Origin of the sequence: Pseudomonas sp. DL (genome assembly GCF_047199225.1) — a bacterium.
GTDB classification, from domain to species: domain Bacteria; phylum Pseudomonadota; class Gammaproteobacteria; order Pseudomonadales; family Pseudomonadaceae; genus Pseudomonas; species Pseudomonas aeruginosa.
In genome coordinates this window covers 5,305,846-5,331,091 of the sequence record NZ_CP178323.1, presented here as the reverse complement: position 1 = coordinate 5,331,091, position 25,246 = coordinate 5,305,846, and the positions used below count along the sequence as shown (strand labels likewise).

Here is a 25,246-nt window from a genome sequence, read left to right as displayed (position 1 = left end):
GTGCGGCTGGATCGGCGGCATGTGTCCGAGTTTGACAGTTCGTCAAGTCTCGCCAAAGCTGCTAAAGCGTTTTTCTCCAAAATACAACTGCGGAGCGCAGACATGGACAAGCGACTTTTGAGCAAGGGGTTGGTTCTGGGGCTGCTGAGCCTGGGCAGCATGACGGCACACGCCGACGCGGCAGGCGGTAATGGCTGTGGTTGGGGCAACATGGTGTTCGAGGGCCAGCGCGGCCTGTTCCCGCACCTGCTGGCCACCACCACCAACGGTACCTCGGGCAACGCCACCTTCGGCATGACCTCCGGGACCAACGGTTGCAACACCAATGCACGCCTGGGCTACGGCGGCCGCTCGATCTTCGCCATGAACGGGATGCTCGACAACATCGCCGAGGACATGGCCAAGGGCCAGGGCGAAGCGCTCGACGCCTATGCCGTGCTGCTCGGCGTGGAAGCCAAGGACCGGGCGCACTTCGCCCAGGTCACCCAGCAGCATTTCGGCGAGATCTTCGCGAGCAAGGATGCGACGGGCGAACAGGTCCTGAGCAACACCCTGGCGGTGATGAGTCGCGACGGCACCCTGGCGCGCTACGCCAAGCAACCGGCCTGAGACCTCAGGCCCAGGAAAGAGCCCGCTACGGCGGGCTTTTTCGTGTGCGCGGCCTGCCCGCCGGAGGTTGCCGCCTTCGTTGCCACGGCAGACGAACGGCTTGGGCATGCGGCGTTTTCCCAGGGCGCTTCCTACGGAGAGGGCAAGGTCGCGCCGAAGCGTTTTCGCCTGGCCGGCCCTTGTCGGCCATGGACTTTTCCGGCGGATTCCTGCGACATTGCGCCTACCGCCATCGCGCGGTAACCGCTCTAGACTAAGGTCGTATGACCCCTGGTCGGTTCGCGGCTAGAATTTTCGCTGCAGAACTGCGCCCTCCATCTGTCGGAAGCCAAACACTATGAACAATAACAATAGCCTGCTACGTCACCTCGCCTGGCTGGTGGTGGCGATCGTGGGCGCCGCGGCCCTGGGCGTCGTCGCCCTGCGTCGTGGCGAAGCGATCAACGCCTTGTGGATCGTGGTGGCGGCGGTGGCCATCTACCTGGTCGCCTACCGTTACTACAGCCTGTTCATCGCCAGCAAGGTGATGCAACTGGACCCCAACCGCGCCACTCCCGCGGTACTCAACAACGATGGCCTGGACTACGTCCCGACCAACAAGCACATCCTCTTCGGCCACCACTTCGCCGCCATCGCCGGCGCCGGTCCGCTGGTCGGTCCGGTCCTTGCCGCGCAGATGGGCTACCTGCCCGGCACCCTCTGGCTGATCGCCGGCGTAGTCCTCGCCGGCGCGGTGCAGGACTTCATGGTCCTGTTCATCTCCAGCCGTCGCAACGGCCGCTCGCTGGGCGAGCTGGTGCGCGAGGAAATGGGCCAGGTGGCCGGGACTATCGCGCTGTTCGGCGCCTTCCTGATCATGATCATCATCCTCGCGGTGCTCGCGCTGATCGTGGTGAAGGCTCTGGCCGACAGCCCCTGGGGCATGTTCACCGTCCTCGCGACCATTCCCATCGCGCTGTTCATGGGCGTCTACATGCGCTTCATCCGCCCCGGCCGGATCGGCGAGATCTCGATCATCGGGGTGTTCCTCCTGCTCGGTTCGATCTGGCTCGGCGGGCAGGTCGCGGCCAGTCCGGAATGGGCGCCGCATTTCACCTTCAGTGGAATCCAGATCACCTGGATGCTGATCGGCTACGGCGCCGTCGCCTCGGTACTGCCGGTGTGGCTGCTGCTGGCGCCGCGCGACTACCTGTCGACCTTCCTCAAGATCGGCACCATCATCGGCCTGGCGATCGGCATCCTGATCGTCATGCCGGAACTGAAGATGCCGGCCCTGACCCAGTTCACCGACGGCACCGGCCCGGTCTGGAAAGGCAGCCTGTTCCCGTTCCTGTTCATCACCATCGCCTGCGGCGCGGTGTCCGGCTTCCACGCGCTGATCTCCTCGGGGACCACGCCGAAGCTGCTCAACCGCGAGCCCGACGCCCGCTACATCGGCTACGGCGGCATGCTGATGGAGTCCTTCGTGGCGATCATGGCGATGGTCGCCGCCTCGGTGATCGAGCCGGGCATCTACTTCGCCATGAACAGCCCGCCGGCGGTGGTCGGCGCCGACGTCAACGCGGTGGCCGCGACCGTCAGCAGCTGGGGCTTCGCCATCACGCCGGAGCAACTCACCCAGACCGCCCAGGACATCGGCGAGACCACCATCCTGGCCCGTGCCGGCGGCGCGCCGACCCTGGCGGTGGGGATCGCGCACATCCTCCACCAGGTGCTGCCGGGCGAGAACACCATGGCCTTCTGGTACCACTTCGCGATCCTCTTCGAGGCCTTGTTCATCCTCACCGCGGTGGACGCCGGCACCCGTGCCGGGCGCTTCATGCTGCAGGACCTGCTGGGCAACTTCGTGCCGGCGCTGAAGAAGACCGAGTCGTGGACCGCCAACATCATCGGCACCGGCGGCTGCGTGGCGCTGTGGGGCTGGCTGCTGTACCAGGGCGTGGTCGACCCGCTGGGCGGGATCAATACCCTGTGGCCGCTGTTCGGCATTTCCAACCAGATGCTCGCCGGCATCGCGCTGATGCTCGCCACCGTGGTCCTGATCAAGATGAAGCGCCAGCAGTATGTCTGGGTCACCATCCTGCCGGCGGCCTGGTTGCTGATCTGCACCACCACCGCGGGCCTGATCAAGATCTTCGACAGCAACCCGGCGGTCGGCTTCGTCGCTCTTGGCGAGAAGTACGCCACCGCGCTGGATGCCGGCCAGGTGCTGGCGCCGGCCAAGGATATCGGCCAGATGCAGCACGTGGTGCTGAACGCCTACATCAACGCCGGTCTGACCGTGCTGTTCCTGCTGGTGGTCTTCAGCGTACTGTTCTACGCCATCAAGGTCGGCATCGCGGCCTGGGGCAAGAGCGAGCGGACCGACAAGGAAACCCCGTTCGAGCCCATCCCCGACGCCTGACCGGCCGCGCTCCCCGGTTCGCCAGGGAGCCTTAACGAGGAACTCGCCATGTTCAACGACCTCAGCCGCATGGGCAAATACCTGGGCCAGGCCGCCCGGATGCTGGTCGGCATGCCCGACTACGACACCTATGTCGAGCACATGCGCAACAAGCACCCGGACAAGCCGGTGATGACCTACGAGGAGTTCTTCCGCGAGCGCCAGGAGGCGCGCTACGGTGGCGGCAAGGGTCGGCCGATCCGCTGCTGCTGAATCCCCATCCTTCCGCGGGCCACGTCTGACGTGGCCCGCGTCTTTTCTGGAAGTTGCGCATGTCCGAAGTAGCCAACGACAACCACGCCCCGATCCCCGTCACCGTGCTCACCGGCTTCCTCGGCGCCGGCAAGACCACCCTGCTCAAGTACCTGCTGCAGGCCGAGCACGGCATGAAGATCGCGGTGATCGAGAACGAGTACAGCGAGACGCCGATCGACGGCCAGTTGCTCGGCGTCGAGCCGGTGCAGGTGATGACGCTGTCCAATGGCTGCGTCTGCTGCTCGATCAACACCGACCTGGAAAAGGCCCTGTTCCTCCTGCTGGAGCGCCGCGACAACGGCGAAATCGACTTCGACCGCCTGGTGATCGAGTGCACCGGCCTGGCCGATCCGGCGCCGGTGGCGCAGACCTTCTTCGCCGACGAGGAACTCTGCCAGCGCTACGTGCTGGACGGCATCATCACCCTGGTGGACGCCGCCAACGCCGAGCGTCACCTGCAGGAAACCATCGCCCAGGCCCAGGTCGGCTTCGCCGACCGCATCCTGGTGAGCAAGACCGACCTGGTCGACGCCGCCACCTTCGAGGCCCTGGGCCAGCGCCTGCAACGGATCAACCGGAGGGCGCTGGTGCATGTGGTCGAGCACGGCCGCATCGACCTGGCGCACCTGCTCGACGTACGTGGCTTCAACCTCAACGCCGACCTCGGTCCTGGCATCGGCCTGCGCCCGCTGCGAGCGGTGGCAGCCAAGGACAGCCGCGATCGCATCGGCACCCTGGTACTGCGCAGCGACACGCCGCTCGATCTCGAAAGGCTGAGCGAGTTCATGGACGACCTGTTGCAGTGGCATGGCAATTCCCTGCTGCGCTACAAGGGCGTGCTGAACATCGCCGACGAGCCGCGTCGCCTGGTGTTCCAGGGCGTGCTGCGACTCTACGGCTTCGACTGGGATAGCGAGTGGCGGGACGACGAGGCGCGCGAGAGCGTGATCGTGTTCATCGGCGACAACCTGCCGGAGGACAGTATCCGCGAGGGCTTCGAACGCATCGTCGAAGGCCGCTGAGGCGCATCGACGCCAAAGGAGCGTGGAAATGGACAGGAACGCATTGATCGGCGCCTGGCGGGACTGCATCCGTGGCGCGGACAAATCCTGGGTGCTGTTCGCCCAGGGCACTTGCGTGATCCTCACGCAGCCGGAGCCGGACCTCGCGGCCCAGGCGCGGGCATTGCTGGCCGAGTGGGGAGCGGTACAGGTCGGCACGCCGGCGGGCGACTTCGGTGTGATCACCCTGGACAACGGCCGCGGCTGGGTGGTGACCGGGCATCACCCGGACATCCTTACCTTCGTCCCTCGCGAGGAACTGGAGGAGGACGCCGGCGAGCTGCTCGTCGGCATGCACGGCCGCTCCCGGCGGGGCGAGGATGCCGAGGCCTTGGCGGTGATCCATGTCGAGGACCGGCGATAACGCTACCCGGCGCCTCCTCCCTCGGAGGAAATGAAAAAGCCCGGCATTTGCCGGGCTCTTTCGTCTTGCCTTGTCGCTTAGTTGCCGTAGACCGGGAACTTGGCGCAGATCGCCTTGACCTTCTCGCGTACGCCGTCGACCACGGACTCGTCGCCCATGTTCTCGAGGATGTCGCAGATCCAGCCGGCCAGCTCGCGGCACTCGGCTTCCTTGAAGCCGCGGGTGGTCACGGCCGGGGTACCGATGCGCAGGCCGGAGGTGACGAACGGCGAGCGCGGGTCGTTCGGGACCGAGTTCTTGTTCACGGTGATGAACGCGCGGCCGAGGGCGGCGTCGGCGTCTTTGCCGGTGATGTCCTGCTTGATCAGGGAGAGCAGGAACAGGTGGTTCTGGGTGCCGCCGGAAACCACGTCGAAACCGCGGTCGAGGAAGACCTGGGCCATGCTCTGGGCGTTCTTCAGGACCTGCTGCTGGTAGGTCTTGAACTCCGGCTGCAGGGCTTCCTTGAAGCACACCGCCTTGGCCGCGATCACGTGCTCCAGCGGACCGCCCTGGGCGCCGGGGAATACCGCGGAGTTGAGCTTCTTCTCGATCTCCTCGTTGGCGCGCGCCAGGATCAGGCCACCGCGCGGACCGCGCAGGGTCTTGTGGGTGGTGGTGGTGACCACGTCGGCGAACGGCACCGGGTTCGGGTAGACGCCAGCGGCGACCAGGCCGGCGACGTGGGCCATGTCGACGAACAGGTAGGCGCCGACCTTGTCGGCGATGGCGCGGAAGCGGGCGAAATCGAGGACCTGGGAATAGGCGGAGAAGCCGGCGACGATCATCTTCGGCTTGTGCTCCACGGCCAGGCGCTCGACTTCGTCGTAGTCGATCAGGCCATTGGCGTCGATGCCGTACTGCACGGCGTTGTACAGCTTGCCGGAGGAGGAGACGCTGGCGCCGTGGGTCAGGTGGCCGCCATGGGCCAGGCTCATGCCGAGGATGGTGTCGCCGGCCGACAGCAGGGCCAGGTAGACCGCGGCGTTGGCCTGGGAGCCGGCGTGCGGCTGGACGTTGGCGTAATCGGCGCCGAACAGTTGCTTGGCGCGGTCGATGGCCAGTTGCTCGACGATATCGACGTACTCGCAGCCGCCGTAGTAGCGCTTGTGCGGATAACCTTCGGCGTACTTGTTGGTCAGCACCGAACCCTGGGCTTCCATCACCGCCGGGCTGGTGTAGTTCTCGGAGGCGATCAGCTCGATGTGCTCTTCCTGGCGCTGGGCTTCCTGCTCCATCGCGGCAAAGAGTTCGGCATCGTAGCGGGCGAGGGTCAAATCACGGCTGAACATGGCGGTCCTCATAAGGATCGGTGCTGGGAAAAGGCGCGCATTCTAACCCATGCGGCGGGTGCTGGCACATGAAAGGCCATCATGTCGCGGATAAGCGGCGCTCAAGCGCGCCGCACGGCGGCTCAGCCCTCGTTGAACATGAACAGCACGTCGCTGGCGTAGAGCATGCCGAACTGCTCGGCGGGCATCGGCCGGCCGAACAGGTAGCCTTGCACCTCGTCGCAGCCGTGCTCGCGAAGGAAGTCCAGCTGGGCCTGGCTCTCCACGCCCTCGGCGATCACCATCAGGTTCAGGCTGTGGGCCATGGCAATGATCGCCCGGGCGATCTGTGCGTCCTGTTCGCCGTGGGGCAGGCCGTCGACGAAGCTGCGGTCGATCTTCAACACGTCGATGGGGAACTGCTTGAGGTAGTTCAGCGAGGAGTAGCCGGTGCCGAAGTCGTCCACCGCGATGGCCAGGCCGAGGCGCTTGAGCCCGGAGAGGATCTGCATGGCCTCGGCGACGTCACTCATCAGGATGCTTTCGGTCAGCTCCAGCTCCAGGCAGGCCGGCGGGATGCCTGTCTCGTAGAGGATCGCGGCGATCCGCTCGCCCAACTGGCCATCGGCGAACTGCCGTGCCGAGAGGTTCACCGAGACCTTCGGCACCCGCACCTTGGCCTTGTGCCAGCTGCGCAACTGCTTGCAGGCTTCCGCCAGCAGCCAGTCGCCGACCTGGGCCACCAGGCCGATCTCCTCCAGCACCGGAATGAACTCGCTCGGCGGAACCAGTCCGCGGCGCGGATGCTGCCAGCGCAGCAGGGCCTCGGCGCCAGTCAGGCGGCGGCCGTCGCCGGTGAACTGCGGCTGGTAGTGGAGGACGAACTCGCCCAGTTCAAGGGCGCGGCGCAGGTCGCTTTCCAGTTCCAGGCGCTCCAGGGCGCGAGCGTTCATCTCGGCCTGGTAGAACTGGAAGTTGTTCTTGCCCATCTCCTTGGCGTGGTACATCGCCGTGTCGGCGTTCTTCATCAGCAGGCTCAGTTCGGCGCCGTCCTGGGGCGACAAGGCCACGCCGATGCTGGCGGTGACGAAGAATTCACGGCCTTCCAGGGTGAACGGCCGGGCCAGACGGCCGAGGATCAGCTCGGCGACCTGGATCGCCCGTTTCAGGGCGATCTCGCGGTCGCCCTGGGAAGGCAGCAGCAGGGTGAATTCGTCGCCGCCCATGCGCGCCACGGTATCGTCCTGGCTGACGCAGGCGCTCAGGCGGGTCGCCACTTCCTGCAGCATGCGGTCGCCGGCGGCGTGGCCGAGGGAGTCGTTGATCGGCTTGAAGCGGTCGAGGTCGAGGAACATCAGCACCACCCACTGGCCGTTGCGCTCGGCCTGCTGCAGGGCGGTATGCAGACGGTCCTGGAACAGCGTGCGGTTGGGCAGGTGGGTGAGGGCGTCGTAGTAGGCCAGGCGGTGGATGCGCCGCTCGCTGGCCTTGCGCTCGCTGATGTCGCTGAAGAAGCAGACGAAGCTGACCAGGTCGCCTTCCTCGTCACGCACCGCGGTGATGCCGACCCAGGACGGATAGAGTTCGCCGGTCTTGCGCTTCTGCAGGATCTCGCCTTCCCAGCTGCCGCTGTGCTGCAGGCTGGCGAGCACGTGCTTGAGCTGGTTGGCTTCCTGGCGGTCGGCGGTGAGCAGGCGCGGCTGCTGGTCGAGCACGTCGGCCGGGCTGTAGCCGGTCAGGCGCGAGAAGGAATCGTTGACCTGGACGATGTAGCCGGCCGGGTCGGTGACCATGATCGCCGCCGTGGAGTGTTCGAATACCGTCGCCGCCATCCGCAGCTCGCGTTCGGCGCGGCGCTGCTGGCTGATGTCGCGGGCGATGCCGAGCAGGCCTTCGAAGCGGTCGTGCTCGTCCCACATCAGGACGATCCGCAGTTCGATGGGAATCTTGCGTCCGTCGGCGCGCAGGCAGTCGAGGGCGAACAGATGCTGGCCAGGGTTTTCCCGCAGCTCGGCGAGCTTCTGGCGGTCGCCGATGGCGTGCCGCACGCGGCGCAGCAGGCCGTTCAGGCGGCCGAGCTGGCGCGGGTTGGTGGCGGTCTGATGGAGGCCGTTGAGCAGCGCCCATTCCGGGCTGTAGCCGAACACGTGCTGTACCGAGGGGCTGACGTAGCTGGCGTTGAGTTCGGCGTCGGTGGAGAAGATCACGTCGCTGATGTTTTCCGCCAGCATGCGGTAGCGTCGGCCGTTCTCGCGCAGCGCGTTGTTCGCCTCGACGGTGAAGGTGATGTCCTTGGCCACGCCGATCAGGCGCGCCACGCGACCGCTGCGGTCGCGGCTGAAGGCCTGCTCGCGGATGTCGAACCAGTGCCAGCGGCCGTCGCGGTGGCGCCAGCGCAACTGGCTGTCGAGCAGCAGGCCGTCGCCGACCACGTGCTGCAGGTTGCGGATGCGCCAGTAGTATTCCTGGTCGTCGGGGTGCAGCAGGGTTTCCCAGAAGTTCTCGCCCATCCGCGCCAGTTCTTCCTGGTTGTAGCCCAGTTGCTGGCCCAGGTGATGGTTGCTGAAGATCACCCGGCGCGCGTGCAGGTCGTGGATGTAGAGGGTATCGGGCACCGCCTGGACCGCGTCCGACCAGAACTTCTCGCGCTCGATCAGCGACAGTTCGACTTCCTTGCGACTGGTGACGTCGGACAGGCTGAGGGTCACCGCATGCCATTCGCCGGGGTTTTCCGGCAGGCGCAGTTGCAACCACAGGTGCCGCGGCGTGCTCTTGCCGCAGCGCAGCGTGGCTTCAAGTTCGAGTACCGGCCGGCGCTCGATGAGCGCCTCGATCACCTGCAGGCGCAGGCTGTCCGGTTGTAGCGGGCCGTGGTCGAGCAAGCGCTGCCAGGCCTGTTCGGTGGAATCGATCTGTAGCAGGCGGCGACTGACATCGTTGATCTCGGTGATGCGGATCCGCTCCAGCAGCGCCTGCTGCCGCCCGGGTTCGCCGGCGAGCCAGGCGCGCAGTGCGGCGCAGCTGTCCAGGCCTTGCTCCACAAGAGCCTGGCGCAGGGCGGAGAGGTCGAGCACGCAGAGGGCCACGCCGACCCCTTCGAAGATGTCCTGGTAGCGCCGCCGGGTTTCCTCCAGGACGCCGAGGGCGTGCTGTTCCTCGGTGACGTCGCGCAACACCCAGACCTGCCCGCCCTGGAGTATCTGCTCGCGGAGGGTCCAGGCCTGGTCGGCGAGCGCCGGATAGCTGGCCAGCGGATGGCGGCTGAGGGTGAACGTCCGCGGCTCGCCGCGCACCCGCAGCGGCAGCAGCTCGCTACGGGTCTCGCCGTCGCCACCGGCGTCCGTCAGCCAGCCTGGCTCGAGGTCTGGCAGCAGGCCCAGCAGATGATGCTGGCGGGCCTGGGCCGAACTGATGCCGAAGAGGCGTTCGGCCTGGGGATTGAGGTAGCTGAGGCGGCCGTCGGCGCGGGTCACCAGCACCCGCTCGTCGATCGCCGCCAGTGCCGTGGCCGCCTGGCGCAGGCTGCGCTGCGAGGCCAGGGTCATGGCGCGCAGGCCTTGCTGCTCGCGGTGCAGGCGCAGCAGCATGTACACGGTGACGCCGACCAGCAGGAGGAAGATCGCCAGCTCGCCGCCGATTCCCGGCAGCAGGCCGAGCCGCACTCGCGTGCTGTCGTAGAGCCCGCGAAGCTGCCAGTCGCTGTTGCGCAGCGGTTCCACGCCGAGGGTCTGCATGTCGTCGAGCAGCGCCGTGCTCCCCGGGGTATGCCAGAGCACCCGCCCGGCGTATTGGTCTTCCAGGCGCCAGAGCAGGTTGCCGGTGGGCAGGTCGGGACTCCACTGGGCGAGGCTGTCGCTGGCCAGGTGCAACAGCCAGAAGCCACTGTCGCGGCGGCTGCCGGGTTCGCGCAGGGTCAGGTAGAGGGATTCGCCGTCGCGCGGGTCGAGGCAATAGTGGTAGAGGCCGGAGCCGGCGTGCTGGCGCAACTGCTCGGGCAGCGTCGTTTCCGGCGACGGGCTGTCCGTCTGCGGGGCGCTGTCCACCCATTGCAACTGGCGCACCTGCGGCAGCGCATCGCTGATGCGCGGCAACAGCCTGCCCTGTATCTCGCCACGCTCGCTGGGGGGCACGCCCGGGAGCAGGGCGAGGGCGGTGCGCGCCTTGAGTTCGAGGGTCAGGGACAGGCGGTCGTTGAGACGATCGAGCTGGGCCGCGGCTCGCTCGTGTTCGAAGCGTTCCTGCTGGCGCAGCTCCTGGCTCATCTGCCAGAGCAGCAGGCCGAGCATCAACAGGACCAGCAACAGCAGGCCAGCCTTGGCTGCCGGTCGGTCGGGTACGGTCAGTGGGTCGCCGGCGGGAGGCGGCGACGGGGTTAGCGAGGGGGTCGACACTGACCGGAATTCCTGGGGGAGGTGTGATTCGGTAGACAGTTAGGATGCCCGGAAGCAAGGCCAAGTGCCAGTATCGCCGACGAGCGTCACGGTCCTTTCCGGCTGTCGAGGCACTTTGTCGCAGGGCCGGTGAGGACTGATCTTCCCGAGTGTCGAGCAGGCCTCCGGGCGGCCGAAGTCGACGGCACGCGGATCGGTCCGTGCCATGCGGCGACGAGAGGGGCGCCGCCGCGGGTGCGAGGGTCAGGAGCGAGCCGGATTGGAGGCGCCATGGAGGAACATCTGCTCCAGGGTATGCGCGGAATTGGAGCTGGCCGCCCGTCCGCGACGTTCCGCATCGACCATGCCGTAGACCAGGGTGATGAACAGTTCGGTGAACACGGCCGCCGTGATGTCGATGCGAAACACGCCTTTCTGCTGTCCGCGCAGGAAGAAGGCGTCCAGCGCTTCCAGGTAGGACTGCCAGCGTGCGCCTTCACCGTGCGGGTCGAGGAAGTCCGGGCGGTACTGGAATACCAGGAATACCAGCAGCTCGCGGTGGGTGAGGTGTTCCTTGATCAGGCGCTGCAACGCCTCCAGAGGCTCGGCATGCTCCAGGTCGCAGGCCTGGATGATCTGGTTCAGTACGGTCTCTCCGTGGTCCTCGAGCATCTGCACCAGGTTGTCCCGCGTGCCGCAGAAGCGGTGCAGGGTGGCCTTGCTTACGCCGGCCGCCTCGGCCAGTTCCTTCAGCGTCGCTCGCGGGCGGTCGACGATAGCGACTGCCAGCGCCTTGATGAGTCGCTCGTCATGGGAAATCAGGGTCATCGATGGGTCCCGGTTGGTTTTTCTGATTGTGCGCATTGTGCAGAAAACTGGCCTCGCGTCCAAAGGAATTAGCTGTCAAAAGATCATTTGAGACAATATTGACTCAATTAGCTCGAAAAAGTACCATTCGATCCGTTTTCAATCAACGGTCGGGTGTGTCATGGCTGATTTGCGTGCAATAGGAAGGATCGGGGCGTTGGCTATGGCCATCGCGTTGGCGGGTTGTGGGCCGGCGGAAGAGCGACAGGAGGCCGCCGAAATGGTGTTGCCGGTGGAGGTCCTGACGGTGCAGGCCGAGCCCCTGGCGCTGAGTTCGGAACTGCCTGGGCGGATCGAACCGGTGCGGGTCGCCGAGGTGCGCGCGCGGGTGGCCGGCATCGTCGTGCGGAAGCGCTTCGAGGAGGGCGCCGACGTCAAGGCTGGCGACCTGCTGTTCCAGATCGATCCGGCACCGCTGAAGGCTGCGGTGTCGCGCGCCGAAGGTGAGCTGGCGCGGAACCGCGCGGTGCTGTTCGAGGCGCAGGCGCGGGTGCGTCGCTACGAGCCGCTGGTGAAGATCCAGGCGGTCAGCCAGCAGGACTTCGATACCGCCACCGCCGACCTGCGCAGCGCCGAGGCGGCGACCCGCTCGGCCCAGGCCGACCTGGAGACCGCGCGCCTGAACCTCGGCTACGCCTCGGTCACTGCGCCGATCTCCGGGCGCATCGGCCGCGCGCTGGTGACCGAGGGCGCGCTGGTCGGGCAGGGCGAGGCGACGCTGATGGCGCGCATCCAGCAGCTCGATCCGATCTATGCGGATTTCACCCAGACCGCGGCCGAGGCCCTGCGCCTGCGCGACGCCCTGAAGAAAGGCACCTTGGCCGCCGGCGACAGCCAGGCGCTGACCCTGCGCGTCGAAGGGACGCCCTACGAGCGCCAGGGCGCGTTGCAGTTCGCCGACGTGGCGGTGGATCGCGGTACCGGCCAGATCGCCCTGCGCGGCAAGTTCGCCAACCCCGACGGGGTCCTGCTGCCGGGCATGTACGTGCGCGTACGTACGCCCCAGGGCATCGACAACCAGGCGATCCTGGTGCCGCAACGGGCCGTGCACCGCTCCAGCGACGGCAGCGCCCAGGTGATGGTGGTGGGCGCCGACGAGCGCGCCGAGTCGCGCAGCGTCGGTACCGGCGTCATGCAGGGTTCGCGCTGGCAGATCACCGAGGGCCTGGAGCCGGGTGACCGGGTCATAGTCGGCGGCCTGGCTGCGGTGCAGCCGGGGGTGAAGATCGTGCCGAAGCCGGATGGTGCCCAGGCGCAAGCCCAGTCACCTGCGCCGCAACAGTAAGGGCGGGTTCGCCCCGAGGATTTTCCGATGTCCGAATTCTTCATCAAGCGGCCGAACTTCGCCTGGGTGGTGGCCCTGTTCATCTCCCTGGCCGGCCTGCTGGTCATTTCCAAATTGCCGGTAGCGCAGTACCCCAATGTCGCGCCGCCACAGATCACCATCACCGCCACCTATCCCGGCGCCTCGGCGAAGGTGCTGGTGGACTCCGTCACCAGTGTGCTCGAGGAGTCGCTGAACGGCGCCAAGGGCCTGCTCTACTTCGAGTCGACCAACAACTCCAACGGCACCGCCGAGATCGTCGTCACCTTCGAGCCGGGCACCGATCCGGACCTGGCCCAGGTGGACGTGCAGAACCGCCTGAAGAAAGCCGAGGCGCGCATGCCGCAGGCGGTGCTGACCCAGGGCCTGCAGGTCGAGCAGACCAGCGCCGGTTTCCTGCTGATCTATGCGCTCAGCTACAAGGAAGGCGCTCAGCGCAGCGACACCACCGCCCTCGGCGACTACGCCGCGCGCAATATCAACAACGAGCTGCGGCGCCTGCCGGGCGTCGGCAAGCTGCAATTCTTCTCTTCCGAGGCGGCCATGCGGGTCTGGATCGATCCGCAGAAGCTGGTGGGCTTCGGCCTCTCCATCGACGACGTGAGCAATGCCATCCGCGGGCAGAACGTGCAGGTGCCGGCCGGCGCCTTCGGCAGCGCACCGGGCAGTTCCGCGCAGGAGCTGACGGCGACCCTGGCGGTGAAGGGCACCCTGGACGATCCGCAGGAGTTCGGCCAGGTAGTGCTGCGCGCCAACCAGGACGGCTCGCTGGTCCGGCTCGCCGATGTCGCGCGCCTGGAACTCGGCAAGGAGAGCTACAACATTTCCTCGCGACTGAACGGCACGCCCACCGTGGGCGGGGCGATCCAGCTGTCGCCCGGGGCCAACGCGATCCAGACCGCTACCCTGGTGAAACAGCGTCTCGCCGAACTGTCGGCGTTCTTCCCCGAGGACATGCAGTACAGCGTGCCCTACGACACCTCGCGCTTCGTCGACGTGGCCATCGAGAAGGTGATCCACACCCTGATCGAAGCGATGGTCCTGGTGTTCCTGGTGATGTTCCTGTTCCTGCAGAACGTCCGCTACACCCTGATCCCGTCCATCGTGGTGCCGGTGTGCCTGCTGGGTACGCTGATGGTGATGTACCTGCTGGGGTTCTCGGTGAACATGATGACCATGTTCGGCATGGTCCTGGCGATCGGCATCCTGGTGGACGACGCCATCGTGGTGGTGGAGAACGTCGAGCGGATCATGGCGGAGGAGGGGATTTCCCCGGCCGAGGCCACGGTCAAGGCGATGAAGCAGGTATCCGGCGCCATCGTCGGCATCACCCTGGTGCTCTCGGCGGTGTTCCTGCCGCTGGCTTTCATGGCCGGTTCGGTGGGGGTGATCTACCAGCAGTTCTCGGTGTCGCTGGCGGTCTCGATCCTGTTCTCCGGCTTCCTCGCCCTGACCTTCACCCCGGCGCTGTGCGCCACGCTGCTCAAGCCCATTCCCGAAGGGCACCACGAGAAGCGCGGCTTCTTCGGCGCCTTCAACCGTGGCTTCGCCCGCGTCACCGAGCGCTATTCGCTGCTCAACTCGAAGCTGGTGGCGCGCGCCGGACGCTTCATGCTGGTGTACGCCGGCCTGGTGGCCATGCTCGGCTACTTCTACCTGCGCCTGCCGGAAGCCTTCGTGCCGGCGGAAGACCTCGGCTACATGGTGGTCGACGTGCAACTGCCGCCTGGTGCTTCGCGCGTGCGCACCGATGCCACCGGCGAGGAGCTCGAGCGCTTCCTCAAGTCCCGCGAGGCGGTGGCTTCGGTGTTCCTGATCTCGGGCTTCAGCTTCTCCGGCCAGGGCGACAATGCCGCGCTGGCCTTCCCGACCTTCAAGGACTGGTCCGAGCGAGGCGCCGAGCAGTCGGCCGCCGCCGAGATCGCCGCGCTGAACGAGCATTTCGCGCTGCCCGACGATGGCACGGTCATGGCCGTGTCGCCGCCACCGATCAACGGTCTGGGTAACTCCGGCGGCTTCGCATTGCGCCTGATGGACCGTAGCGGGGTCGGCCGCGAAGCGCTGCTGCAGGCTCGCGATACTCTTCTTGGCGAGATCCAGACCAACCCGAAATTCCTTTACGCGATGATGGAAGGACTGGCCGAAGCGCCGCAACTGCGCCTGTTGATCGACCGGGAGAAGGCCCGCGCCCTGGGGGTGAGCTTCGAGACCATCAGCGGCACGCTGTCCGCTGCCTTCGGCTCGGAGGTGATCAACGACTTCACCAATGCGGGGCGCCAACAGCGGGTGGTGATCCAGGCCGAACAGGGCAACCGGATGACCCCGGAAAGCGTGCTCGAGCTATACGTGCCTAACGCTGCTGGCAACCTGGTACCGCTCAGCGCCTTCGTCAGCGTGAAATGGGAAGAGGGACCGGTGCAATTGGTGCGCTATAACGGCTACCCGTCGATCCGCATCGTCGGTGACGCCGCGCCCGGCTTCAGCACCGGCGAAGCCATGGCGGAAATGGAGCGCCTGGCCGCGCAGCTGCCGGCCGGCATCGGCTACGAGTGGACCGGCCTGTCCTATCAGGAGAAGGTCTCCGCCGGGCAGGCCACCAGCCTGTTCGCCCTCGCCATCCTGGTGGTGTTCCTGTTGCTGGTGGCGCTCTACGAGAGCTGGTCGATCCCGCTGTCGGTGATGCTGATCGTGCCGATCGGCGCCATCGGCGCGGTGCTCGCGGTGATGGTCAGCGGTATGTCCAACGACGTGTATTTCAAGGTCGGCCTGATCACCATCATCGGTCTTTCGGCGAAGAACGCGATTCTCATCGTCGAGTTCGCCAAGGAACTCTGGGAGCAGGGGCATAGCCTGCGCGACGCCGCCATCGAGGCCGCGCGCCTGCGCTTCCGGCCGATCATCATGACTTCCATGGCGTTCATCCTCGGCGTGATACCCCTGGCCCTGGCCAGCGGTGCCGGCGCGGCGAGCCAGCGTGCCATCGGCACCGGAGTGATCGGCGGGATGCTCAGCGCCACCTTCCTCGGCGTGCTGTTCGTACCTATCTGTTTCGTCTGGCTGCTGTCGCTGCTGCGCAGCAAGCCGGCACCCATCGAACAGGCCGCTTCGGCCGGGGAGTGAACGAGATGCGCAAACCTGCTTTCGGCGTATCGGCGCTGCTGATCGCCCTGACCCTCGGTGCCTGCTCCATGGCGCCGACCTACGAACGTCCCGCCGCGCCGGTGGCCGACAGCTGGAGCGGCGCCGCCGCCCAGCGCCAGGGCGCGGCGATCGACACGCTGGATTGGAAGAGTTTCATCGTCGATGCCGAACTACGCCGCCTGGTGGGCGTGGCCCTGGATAACAACCGCTCGCTGCGTCAGACCCTCCTGGATATCGAGGCGGCCCGCGCGCAGTACCGAATCCAGCGCGCCGACCGGGTTCCGGGCCTGAATGCCGCTGCCACCGGCAACCGCCAGCGGCAGCCGGCCGACCTGTCCGCCGGCAATCGCTCGGAAGTGGCCAGCAGCTACCAGGTCGGGCTGGCCCTGCCGGAGTACGAACTGGACCTCTTCGGTCGGGTCAAGAGCCTGACCGACGCAGCCCTGCAACAGTACCTGGCCAGCGAGGAGGCAGCGCGCGCGGCACGGATCGCCCTGGTCGCCGAGGTCAGCCAGGCCTACCTGAGCTATGACGGCGCCCTGCGGCGCCTGGCGCTGACCCGTCAGACCCTGGTCAGCCGCGAGTATTCCTTCGCCCTGATCGACCAGCGCCGCGCGGCCGGCGCCGCCACCGCGCTGGACTACCAGGAAGCCCTTGGCCTGGTGGAGCAGGCGCGCGCCGAGCAGGAGCGCAACCTGCGGCAGAAACAGCAGGCATTCAACGCGCTGGTGTTGCTGCTGGGTAGCGACGATGCCGCGCAGGCGATTCCGCGGAGTCCGGGGCAGCGGCCGAAGCTGCTGCAGGACATCGCTCCCGGCACGCCGTCCGAGCTGATCGAGCGACGCCCGGACATCCTTGCCGCCGAACATCGTTTGCGGGCGCGCAACGCGGATATCGGCGCGGCGCGCGCGGCGTTCTTCCCGCGCATCAGCCTGACCGGCAGCTTCGGCACCTCCAGCGCGGAAATGTCCGGCCTGTTCGATGGCGGCTCGCGCTCCTGGAGCTTCCTGCCGACGCTGACGCTGCCGATCTTCGATGGCGGGCGCAACCGTGCCAACCTGAGCCTGGCCGAGGCGCGCAAGGATTCGGCGGTGGCCGCCTACGAGGGGACCATCCAGACCGCTTTCCGCGAGGTCGCCGACGCCCTGGCGGCCAGCGATACCCTGCGTCGCGAAGAGAAGGCCCTGCGCGCCCTGGCGAACAGCAGCAACGAAGCCCTGAAGCTGGCCAAGGCACGCTACGAGAGTGGCGTCGACAACCACCTGCGCTACCTCGATGCGCAGCGCAGCAGCTTCCTCAACGAGATCGCCTTCATCGACGGCAGCACCCAGCGGCAGATCGCCCTGGTCGACCTGTTCCGCGCGCTCGGCGGAGGCTGGGACGAGGGACGGAGCCTGGTGGTACATCGAGGCGGCAGGAGTTGAGCGGGTAAACGTGTGGGAAACGGTGCTAGCGGGTGGCAACTGCCGCCCGCTCAAGGGCTGGCAGGTTGTGCGGGGTTCGACGCGCCACGCAGGAACAGCTCCTCCAGCGTGGCGGACAACCCGGCACTGGCCGCGCGACCGCGGCGCTCGGCATCGACCATGCCGTAGATCAGGACGATGAAGAGTTCGCTGAAGGTCGCCGCGCTGATATCGATACGGAACACACGCTTCTGCTGGCCGCGCAGGAAGAAGGCGTCCAGGGCTTCGACATAGGACTGCCAACTGGCGTCCCCATGCCCGGCCTGGCGTCCCGGGTTCTGCTCGAACATCAGCAGCGCCAGCAGGTCGCGCTGGGCGAGGTGTTCCCGGATCAGCTCGCGTAGCGCTTCCCGCGGCTCCAGCCGCTGCAGGGCGGCGCTGTGGGTGAGGCGTTCGAGGGTACTCCTGGCATGGCTTTCCAGGCGCCGCTTGAGACCTTCGCGGGTACCGCAATGACGGTTCAGGGTTGCCCTGCTCACTCCTGCCAGTTCCGCCAGTTCTCCCATGGTGGCGCGCGGATGATTGACCATCGCGGTGGCCAAGGCCTTGAGCAGGCGCTGGTCCTGAGACGACGGGGTTGGCGCTGGGTCGAGACTGTCCCTGTGCGGGGAGTCGGGTAGCTGGGCGGATCTGGGAGCGAGTGTCATTTTTGAGGTTTTTTTTGTTCTTTTGAGACTGATTTGGATCAATTGTAGCAGGCTGGATCTCCCCACGCCTTGCTTCGCGTCAGGTCTTGAGCGGCAGCACCATGGCCGCGAGCAGTGCCAGGCCCACCCAGACCTCGCACGGGGCGATGGTCGCCGCCTCGCTCAGGCAGAACGCCTTTGACAGGACGAGGGTAGCGGAGACAGTAAGGGCGGCCAGTACGCTGCTCAGCGTCACCGTAGCGGCCTGGAATCGGACGGCGAACATCCGCCGGCAAAGCGCCCCGCCCCACGAAAACCGGGGTGGCTGGCCAGCTTTCTCTCGGTCTGTCATATACTTGGCCGAGTTTTTTTCCTTTTCTTCATGAGGTGCTCGTTTTGGCTCAGTACGTCTACACCATGCATCGGGTCGGCAAGATCGTTCCGCCCAAGCGTGAAATCCTCAAGGACATCTCCCTGTCGTTCTTCCCCGGCGCCAAGATCGGCGTGCTCGGCCTGAACGGCGCGGGCAAGTCCACCCTGCTGCGGATCATGGCCGGCGTCGACACCGAGATCGAAGGCGAGGCCCGGCCGATGCCGGGGATCAACGTCGGCTACCTGCCGCAGGAGCCCAAGCTGGACCCGCAGGCCACCGTGCGCGACATCGTCGAAGAGGCCGTCGGCCAGATCAAGCAGGCCCAGGCGCGGCTGGACGAGGTCTATGCCGCCTATGCCGAGCCGGATGCCGACTTCGACGCCCTGGCCGCCGAGCAGGCCAAGCTGGAGGCGATCCTGCAGGCATCCGACGGACACAACCTGGAACGCCAGCTGGAAGTCGCCGCCGACGCCCTGCGCCTGCCGCCGTGGGATGCCAAGGTCGAGCACCTGTCCGGCGGCGAAAAGCGCCGCGTAGCGCTGTGCCGTCTGCTGCTGTCGGCTCCCGACATGCTGCTGCTGGACGAACCGACCAACCACCTGGACGCCGACTCGGTGGCCTGGCTGGAGCATTTCCTGCACGACTTCCCCGGCACTGTGGTGGCGATCACCCACGACCGCTACTTCCTCGACAACGTCGCCGGCTGGATCCTCGAACTCGACCGTGGCCATGGCATCCCGTTCGAAGGCAACTACTCCGGCTGGCTGGAATCCAAGGCCGCCCGCCTGGCCCAGGAAGCCAAGCAGGAAGCCTCCCACGCCAAGGCCATGAAGGCCGAGCTGGAGTGGGTACGCCAGGGCGCCAAGGGCCGCCAGGCCAAGTCCAAGGCGCGCCTGCAGCGCTTCGAGGAACTGCAGTCGCAGGAATTCCAGAAGCGCAGCGAGACCAACGAGATCTACATCCCGGCCGGTCCGCGCCTGGGCGACAAGGTCATCGAACTGCACAATGTGACCAAGGGCTACGGCGACCGCGTGCTGATCGACAACCTGTCCCTGAGCATTCCCAAGGGCGCCATCGTCGGTGTGATCGGCGGCAACGGCGCGGGCAAGTCGACCCTGTTCCGCATGCTTACCGGCAAGGAGCAGCCGGACTCCGGCACCATCGAGATCGGCGAGACCGTGCAGATCGCCAGCGTCGACCAGAGCCGTGACAGCCTGGAAGGCAACAAGACCGTGTGGGAGCAGGTTTCCGACGGTTTCGAGCAGATCAAGATCGGCAACTACGAAGTCCCGTCGCGCAGCTATGTCGGTCGCTTCAACTTCAAGGGCGCCGACCAGCAGAAGTTCGTCAAGGACCTCTCCGGCGGTGAGCGTGGCCGTCTGCACCTGGCCCTGACCCTGAAGCAGGGCGGCAACGTGCTGCTGCTCGACGAACCGTCCAACGACCTCGACGTGGAAACCCTGCGTGCGCTGGAAGAGGCGCTGCTGGACTTCCCCGGCTCCGCCATCGTGATCTCCCACGACCGCTGGTTCCTCGACCGGATCGCCACCCACATCCTCTCCTACGAGGACGATGGCAAGGTGACCTTCTTCGAAGGCAACTACACCGAGTTCGAGGCGGACCGCAAGAAGCGCCTGGGCGACGCCGCGGCCCAGCCGCACCGCGTGCGCTACAAGAAACTGGCGTAAGCGCACCCTCGAGAAACCGCCCGCCGGCGTTGCCGGCCGGCGGTTTTTTCATGCCTGGAATTCAACGAGCCATGCGCTGGGGAACATGGGAACTGCGCAGGGACACCTCCATCGGCGGTACCCGGGGGAGGCTCCCACGCAGCATGCCTGAGCCTTCACCTAACTAAAGATGGGGGTGCATCGACGGCTGCGATGGTGTCAGCTCTGCTAGTGGTCTGCGCAGCCGATCCGTGCGCTCAATACCGCCTGCCCGGAGAGGCCGCGCCATATGGCGAAGCCCGGCGGAATCGAGTACCGGCATTGGCCGGGCGGACCAGCCGCTACCTTCGCTCGGCGCTGGCGCCTCGGGGTAGCGTTGCCGGTGGTGGCGGCTTGTGCGCTGTCTCCATCATCAGCAGTATGGCCGTTCGGCCTGTATCGCCGGCCTTGCGGCGGTACGACCGGGCGGGCCTTGAAGGGATGCGAGCGGTCGGGTGCGAATGCCAACAACAAACAAGCACGAATCATTGATCTCCCTGCGGGGGATCGGCAAGGGCTACCTCCTGGGGGGGCAGCCGCTGCAGATACTGAAAGACGTCTGCCTGGACATCTTTCCCGGAGAAAGCTGCGCGATCGTCGGCGCGTCGGGCTCGGGCAAGAGCACCCTGCTGAATATCCTCGGCCTGCTCGACCGCCCGGACAGCGGTGCCTACCGCTTCGCCGAGCACGACATCTTCAGCGTCGACGGGGACCGACTGGCGGCGATCCGCAACCGCCTGATCGGCTTCGTCTTCCAGAGCTTCAACCTGTTGCCGCGGCTGAACGCGCTGGACAACGTCGCGCTGCCCCTGAGCTATCGAGGGATGCCGCGCCGCGAGGCACTGGAGCGGGCCGAGGCGATGCTCGCCCGGGTCGGCCTGGCCGAGCGCGCCGGCCATCGTCCGGCGGACCTTTCCGGCGGCCAGCGGCAGCGCGTCGCCATCGCTCGCGCGCTGGTCGGCGAGCCGGCGCTGATCCTCGCCGACGAACCAACCGGCAACCTCGACGCGAGCACCGCGAAAGAAGTGCTGGAGCTGCTCCTCACCCTCAACCGCGAGCGCCAGGTGACCCTGGTGGTGGTCACCCATGATCCCAGCCTGGCCGCCCGTCTCGGGCGCCAACTGACAGTGCGGCATGGCGAGGTGCACGAGGACCTGGCGGAGGCCTGCCGGTGAGCTCCAGCCCGTCGCCCCGGCAATTGCTTCACGAGGCCCTCGCCAGTCTTCGCGGGCTGGGGCGCCGCTCGCTGCTGGCGTTGCTGGGTATCGTCATGGGCTGTTCATCGGTGATCGCGATGCTGAACATCGGCAGCAACGCGACCGACGAAGCGATGAGCATCTTCAAGGACATGGGCACCGACACCCTGGTGGTGCAGTTCCCGTTCGCCCCGCAGGCGCCGATGCCGATGCCGGCGTCGCTCGACACCGAACCGCTGCTCCGCGACGTGGCCGGTCTGGAGCACCTGGCGGCGCTGGGCCTGTACTCGGCGCCGGTGACCTTTCACGGACGCACCAGCAACGCCAGTATCGTCGGCGCCAGCGCCGGGCTCGCGGCTGCCGCCAGGCTGCGGCTGCGCGAAGGACGTTTCCTCTCGCGCTTCGACGATCACGACACCTACGTGGTGGTGGGCGCGACAATCGCCGAGGCCCTGGGGGCGCCCGGCGATCCGCTGCGCCTCGGCGAGCAACTGACGGTCAACGACTATCTGTTTCGCGTGATCGGCATTCTCCAGCCGCAGGCCAGCGCCGCTCTCTTGCCGTTCGCCGCCAACGACTCGCTGTTCGTGCCGGCGCCGGGCATGCCGCGCCTGCAGCCGGCCGCCGAGGTCAGCCATGTGGTGGCGCGGGTCTCGCCGGGAGCGGACGTCTATAGCGTCGGCGCGGCCCTGGGCGCGGCCCTGACGGCGCGGTTGCCCGGCCACGAGGCGCAGGTCCAGGTCTCGCAGCAGGTGCTCGATGGACTCAAGCGGCAGACCCGGACCTTCACCTACCTGCTGGCCGGACTGGGGATCATCTCCCTGCTCGGCGGCGGCGTCGGAGTGATGAACGTGATGCTGATGAGTGTCGCCGAACGCCGCCGGGAAATCGGCGTGCGCATGGCGCTGGGCGCGCGCCAGCGGGACATCCGCAACCTGTTCCTGATCGAGGCGGTGACCCTGACCGCCGCGGGCGCGCTGTCGGGCGCGGTGCTCGGCGTGGCGGCTGCGTATCTCTACGCCAGGTTCTCCGGCTGGACCTTCTCCCTGGCCTACGCGGCCCTGCCGCTGGGGATGGGCAGTACCCTGCTGGTGGGGCTGTTCTTCGGGCTCTATCCGGCGGTCTCGGCGGCTCGCCTGCAACCGGTCGAGGCGCTGCGCGATGAATAGGTGGGGCCTGGGCGTGCTGTGGCTGGTCGCCGCTCTTCCGGTGGCGGCCAGCGTCAACCCGGCGCTGAGTCCGGACGTACCGAGCATGGCCCGCGAGCAGGGCAGGTCGGTGCTGCTCAGCGAGCAGGTGATCGACCTCAGCCTGAGCGACGCGGTCTATCTTGGCCTGCGCAACAACCGTGGAATCCGTAGCGCCTACCTGCAACGGATCGCGCAGAAGTTCGACCTGCGCGTCGCCGCCGACGCCTTCAACCCGAAGCTGGTGGTGCGCGGCGACTATCGCGCCAACCGCGCCACCGAAGACCGCACGAGGACCAGCAATGTCTCGCCCACCGCGACCCTGCTTGGCGAATATGGCACTCGCTTCAGCCTGGCCTGGGTCAAGCAGTTCCGCACCGCCGACGAGGCCGGGCGCTACCGCAGCGATGGCCTCGACCTGACCGTCGTCCAGCCGTTGCTGCGCGATGCGGGCTGGGACGTCACCACCGCGCCGCTGCGCCTGGCACGTCTCTCCGAAGACGCCAATCGCCTGCAACTCAAGGCCAGCGTGTCGCAGACCATCAGCCAGGTCATCGGCGCCTACCGGGAGCTGCTGCGCGCCCAGGAGCAGGCGCGCATCGCTCGCGAAGCCCTGGCGCGGACCCAGGAGCTGCTCGAGGTCAACCGGGCGATGATCCGCGCCGGGCGAATGGCCGAATTCGAGATCGTGCAGACCGAGGCCGACGTCGCCAGCCAGGAGCTCAATGTCGAGGAGTCCACCAACCAGGTCGACAGCGCACGCCTGGCCCTGCTGCAACTGCTGGCGCTGGACCTGTCGACGCAAATCCGCGCCAGCGATGCGCTGGCCGCCACGCCGATCGAGGTCGACCGCCAGCAGGCGATCAGGACCGCCCTGCAGCAGCAACCGGAATACCTGCAACGCCTGATCGGCAGTCGCCAGGCCGACCTCAACCTGGTGCTGGCGAAGAACCAGCGCCTGTGGGATGTCTCGCTGGTGGGCGGCGCCAGCCAGATCCGCGACCGCTACAGCGAGGGCGGTGGCGACAATTCACGCAGCTGGGACAGCTACGCCGGGGTACAGGTGGAAATTCCCATCGGCGACCTCAGCCGCCGGCAGGCCGAGGTGCGCGCCCAGGTCGACGTAGAGAACCAGAAGATCCTGATCGAGGATGCCCGGCAGACCCTGGAGCAGAACGTCATCGATGCGGTGCGCGACCTCGGCACGCGCTGGCGCCAGTACCAGATCGCCCAGCGCGCCACCGCGTTGTCGCGGCGCAAGCTGGAGATCGAACGGGAAAAGCTGCGCGTCGGGCGTTCGAGCAACTTCCAGGTGCTGAGCTTCGAGACCGACCTGCGCAACGTCGAGAACACCCAATTGAATGCCCTGATCTCGTTTCTCAATGCGCAGACGCAGCTCGACCTGATCGTCGGCATGACCCTGGATAGCTGGGAGATTTCGCTCAATGACCACTGACCGGTTTTCCTTCCTGCGCCGGCCGGCATTGTCGCTCGCCGCCGGCCTGGCGGTTGTCGCGGCGCTGGCCTGGCTGGTCCTCGCCGGCGGCACCGCGAAACGCACGGAAGGGGAGCGCTGGGTCGCCGTACGGGCGGCCCCGCTGGTGCATCAGATCGGCCTGGTCGGACGCCTGGAACCGGGGCGCGTGGTGACCCTGGCGGCGCCCTTCGCCGGCAATGTCGAGGCGCTGCTGGTGGAGCCGGGACAGCGGGTCGCGGAAGGACAGGAGCTGCTGCGCATGGACACCCGCGAGATCGCCGTGCAGGTGCGCGAGGCACAGTCGGCGTTGCTCAAGGCCCGTCGCACCCTGCAGGACCTGCGCGACTGGGAGCGTGGCGAGGACATGGCGCGGGTCCGTCGTGCCCTGCGCAGCGCGCAGCTGGCGCAGAGCAGCACCGAGCGCAAGTTGCGCGAGACCCGCGAGCTGTTCCAGCGCGGGATCGTCCCGCGCAACGAACTCGACGATCTCGAACAACAGGCCAGCCAGCAGCGCATGGACCTGGAGGCGGCCCGGCGGGAAGTGGAGTCGACCCGCGCCAAGGGGCAGGGCGAGAATCGCCAGATCGCCGAAATGGACCTGGCCAACGCCAGCGTGAAATACGAGACGCTGCAGGCCCAGCTGGATGGCCGTACGGTGCGCGCGCCCTTTGCCGGTATCGTCGTCGCGGCGCCCGGCCTGGCTGGCGAGCAGGGCAGCCGCGAACCGGTGCAGGCCGGTAGCAAGCTGGGGCAGGGCCAGGCGTTGTTCGGCCTGGCCAGCGTCGAGCGGCTGAAGGTATCTGCGAAGGTTTCCGAACTGGATATCAACCAGTTGCGCGAAGGGCAGGCGGTGGAAATCAGTGGCGACGGCTTCGAGGGCACCACGCTGGCGGGCGTCATCGCCGCCCTCGGTGGTCAGGCTCTGCCCGGCATGGCCCAGGGAGGCAGCCCGCAGTTCGAGGTGACAGTGTCGGTAGCGCCGCTTGATCCCCGCCAGTTGCAGAAGATTCGTCTGGGAATGAGCGCCAAGCTGACGGTCACCACCTATCGCAACGAACAGGCCATCGTCGTGCCGCCGGAGGCGATACGCCACGAGGGTGACCGGCTGTTCGTGGACTTTCGCCAGGCTCCCGGCGCCAGCGTGATGGCGCAACAGGTCAAGATCGGACGCTCCACGCCGGAGGGCGTGGAGGTGTTCGAGTTGCAGCCGGGTCTCGTTCGCGTGCCGTCCTCGTCCGACCGATAGTTGGCAACCTAACTTTGGGTTGGCTGGGTGGCTTCGCGAGCTGCCAATTCTGGTAGGTACGCCCCGTCATGGTGCGTTTCTTCCCGACGCGGATGTTGACAGAGGTATCAGGATTCCTTCGCGACGACGCTTCGTCCGCCCTCCACGGCATTCACCGACCTTCCTTCGGAGGGGCAACCCCCTTCTTTCGCTAGGCTTTTCCAGAGCCGCGCTGACCGTACTCTGGCT

18 protein-coding genes are annotated in these 25,246 nt (G+C 66.9%); 13 read left to right on the top strand and 5 right to left on the bottom strand.

What is annotated here, in order from left to right; genetic code table 11:
- The first annotated feature begins 102 nt into the window (after positions 1–102).
- The 5 genes from ACI766_RS24885 to ACI766_RS24865 all read left to right on the top strand — a co-directional run bounded on the left by ACI766_RS24885 (position 103) and on the right by ACI766_RS24865 (position 4,732).
- A complete protein-coding gene (locus tag ACI766_RS24885; protein ID WP_003094862.1) occupies positions 103–609 on the top strand; it encodes a DUF3015 domain-containing protein in 507 nt (168 codons plus the stop codon).
- Positions 610–946: 337 nt separating this feature from the next.
- Positions 947–3,013: a carbon starvation CstA family protein gene (locus ACI766_RS24880; RefSeq protein ID WP_003094859.1), complete on the top strand. Its 2,067-nt coding sequence runs from the start codon at positions 947–949 to the stop codon at positions 3,011–3,013.
- Between the two features lie 48 nt (positions 3,014–3,061).
- Positions 3,062–3,265 (top strand): YbdD/YjiX family protein, encoded by a 204-nt coding sequence (locus ACI766_RS24875; protein ID WP_003094856.1) that lies wholly within the window; start codon positions 3,062–3,064, stop codon positions 3,263–3,265.
- Positions 3,266–3,324: 59 nt separating this feature from the next.
- A complete protein-coding gene (yjiA, locus tag ACI766_RS24870) occupies positions 3,325–4,329 on the top strand; it encodes a GTPase (protein WP_003094852.1) in 1,005 nt (334 codons plus the stop codon).
- Positions 4,330–4,351: 22 nt separating this feature from the next.
- Positions 4,352–4,732 (top strand): hypothetical protein, encoded by a 381-nt coding sequence (locus tag ACI766_RS24865; RefSeq protein WP_003121337.1) that lies wholly within the window; start codon positions 4,352–4,354, stop codon positions 4,730–4,732.
- 77 nt (positions 4,733–4,809) lie between these two features.
- Here the strand turns inward: ACI766_RS24865 and glyA are convergent, their stop codons facing one another.
- The 3 genes from glyA to nfxB form a co-directional block, all read right to left on the bottom strand.
- Positions 4,810–6,063: a serine hydroxymethyltransferase gene (gene glyA / locus ACI766_RS24860; RefSeq protein ID WP_003094846.1), complete on the bottom strand. Its 1,254-nt coding sequence runs from the start codon at positions 6,061–6,063 to the stop codon at positions 4,810–4,812.
- A gap of 122 nt (positions 6,064–6,185) precedes the next feature.
- Positions 6,186–10,433, bottom strand: a complete 4,248-nt coding sequence (gene morA, locus ACI766_RS24855; protein ID WP_003112799.1) for a cyclic di-GMP receptor MorA — start codon at positions 10,431–10,433, stop codon at positions 6,186–6,188.
- 243 nt (positions 10,434–10,676) lie between these two features.
- Positions 10,677–11,240 (bottom strand): efflux pump transcriptional repressor NfxB, encoded by a 564-nt coding sequence (nfxB, locus tag ACI766_RS24850; protein ID WP_003094842.1) that lies wholly within the window; start codon positions 11,238–11,240, stop codon positions 10,677–10,679.
- A 160-nt stretch (positions 11,241–11,400) separates the two neighbouring features.
- Here nfxB and mexC point away from each other — a divergent pair, with 160 nt between their 5' ends.
- Genes mexC through oprJ form a run of 3 tightly spaced genes read left to right on the top strand, consistent with a single transcriptional unit; the run spans position 11,401 to position 17,168 of the window.
- Positions 11,401–12,564 (top strand): multidrug efflux RND transporter periplasmic adaptor subunit MexC, encoded by a 1,164-nt coding sequence (gene mexC, locus ACI766_RS24845; protein ID WP_003116286.1) that lies wholly within the window; start codon positions 11,401–11,403, stop codon positions 12,562–12,564.
- A 27-nt stretch (positions 12,565–12,591) separates the two neighbouring features.
- On the top strand, positions 12,592–15,723 hold the full coding sequence (mexD, locus tag ACI766_RS24840) for a multidrug efflux RND transporter permease subunit MexD (RefSeq protein WP_003103150.1): 3,132 nt from the start codon (positions 12,592–12,594) through the stop codon (positions 15,721–15,723).
- A 5-nt stretch (positions 15,724–15,728) separates the two neighbouring features.
- On the top strand, positions 15,729–17,168 hold the full coding sequence (gene oprJ / locus ACI766_RS24835; protein ID WP_003116284.1) for a multidrug efflux transporter outer membrane subunit OprJ: 1,440 nt from the start codon (positions 15,729–15,731) through the stop codon (positions 17,166–17,168).
- A gap of 50 nt (positions 17,169–17,218) precedes the next feature.
- On the opposite strand, the gene escR is transcribed toward oprJ, so the two are convergent.
- A complete protein-coding gene (gene escR / locus ACI766_RS24830) occupies positions 17,219–17,737 on the bottom strand; it encodes a TetR/AcrR family transcriptional regulator EscR (RefSeq protein WP_003094834.1) in 519 nt (172 codons plus the stop codon).
- Positions 17,738–17,933: 196 nt separating this feature from the next.
- On the bottom strand, positions 17,934–18,119 hold the full coding sequence (locus ACI766_RS24825) for a hypothetical protein (protein WP_003161789.1): 186 nt from the start codon (positions 18,117–18,119) through the stop codon (positions 17,934–17,936).
- A gap of 110 nt (positions 18,120–18,229) precedes the next feature.
- On the opposite strand from ACI766_RS24825, the gene ettA reads away from it, so the two are divergent.
- From ettA to ACI766_RS24800, 5 genes are all read left to right on the top strand, one after another.
- Positions 18,230–19,894, top strand: a complete 1,665-nt coding sequence (gene ettA, locus ACI766_RS24820) for an energy-dependent translational throttle protein EttA (protein ID WP_003094829.1) — start codon at positions 18,230–18,232, stop codon at positions 19,892–19,894.
- A gap of 506 nt (positions 19,895–20,400) precedes the next feature.
- A complete protein-coding gene (locus ACI766_RS24815; protein WP_003103142.1) occupies positions 20,401–21,087 on the top strand; it encodes an ABC transporter ATP-binding protein in 687 nt (228 codons plus the stop codon).
- Entirely contained in the window at positions 21,084–22,277 is a 1,194-nt protein-coding gene (locus tag ACI766_RS24810; RefSeq protein WP_016852126.1) for an ABC transporter permease, read from the top strand. Before ACI766_RS24815 ends, ACI766_RS24810 begins: the two co-directional genes overlap by 4 nt.
- The gene (locus ACI766_RS24805) at positions 22,270–23,751 is read left to right on the top strand and encodes a TolC family protein (protein ID WP_003456774.1); all 1,482 of its coding nucleotides are present in this window, start codon (positions 22,270–22,272) and stop codon (positions 23,749–23,751) included. Before ACI766_RS24810 ends, ACI766_RS24805 begins: the two co-directional genes overlap by 8 nt.
- Positions 23,741–25,018, top strand: a complete 1,278-nt coding sequence (locus ACI766_RS24800) for an efflux RND transporter periplasmic adaptor subunit (RefSeq protein WP_003116277.1) — start codon at positions 23,741–23,743, stop codon at positions 25,016–25,018. Before ACI766_RS24805 ends, ACI766_RS24800 begins: the two co-directional genes overlap by 11 nt.
- Positions 25,019–25,246: the final 228 nt, after the last annotated feature.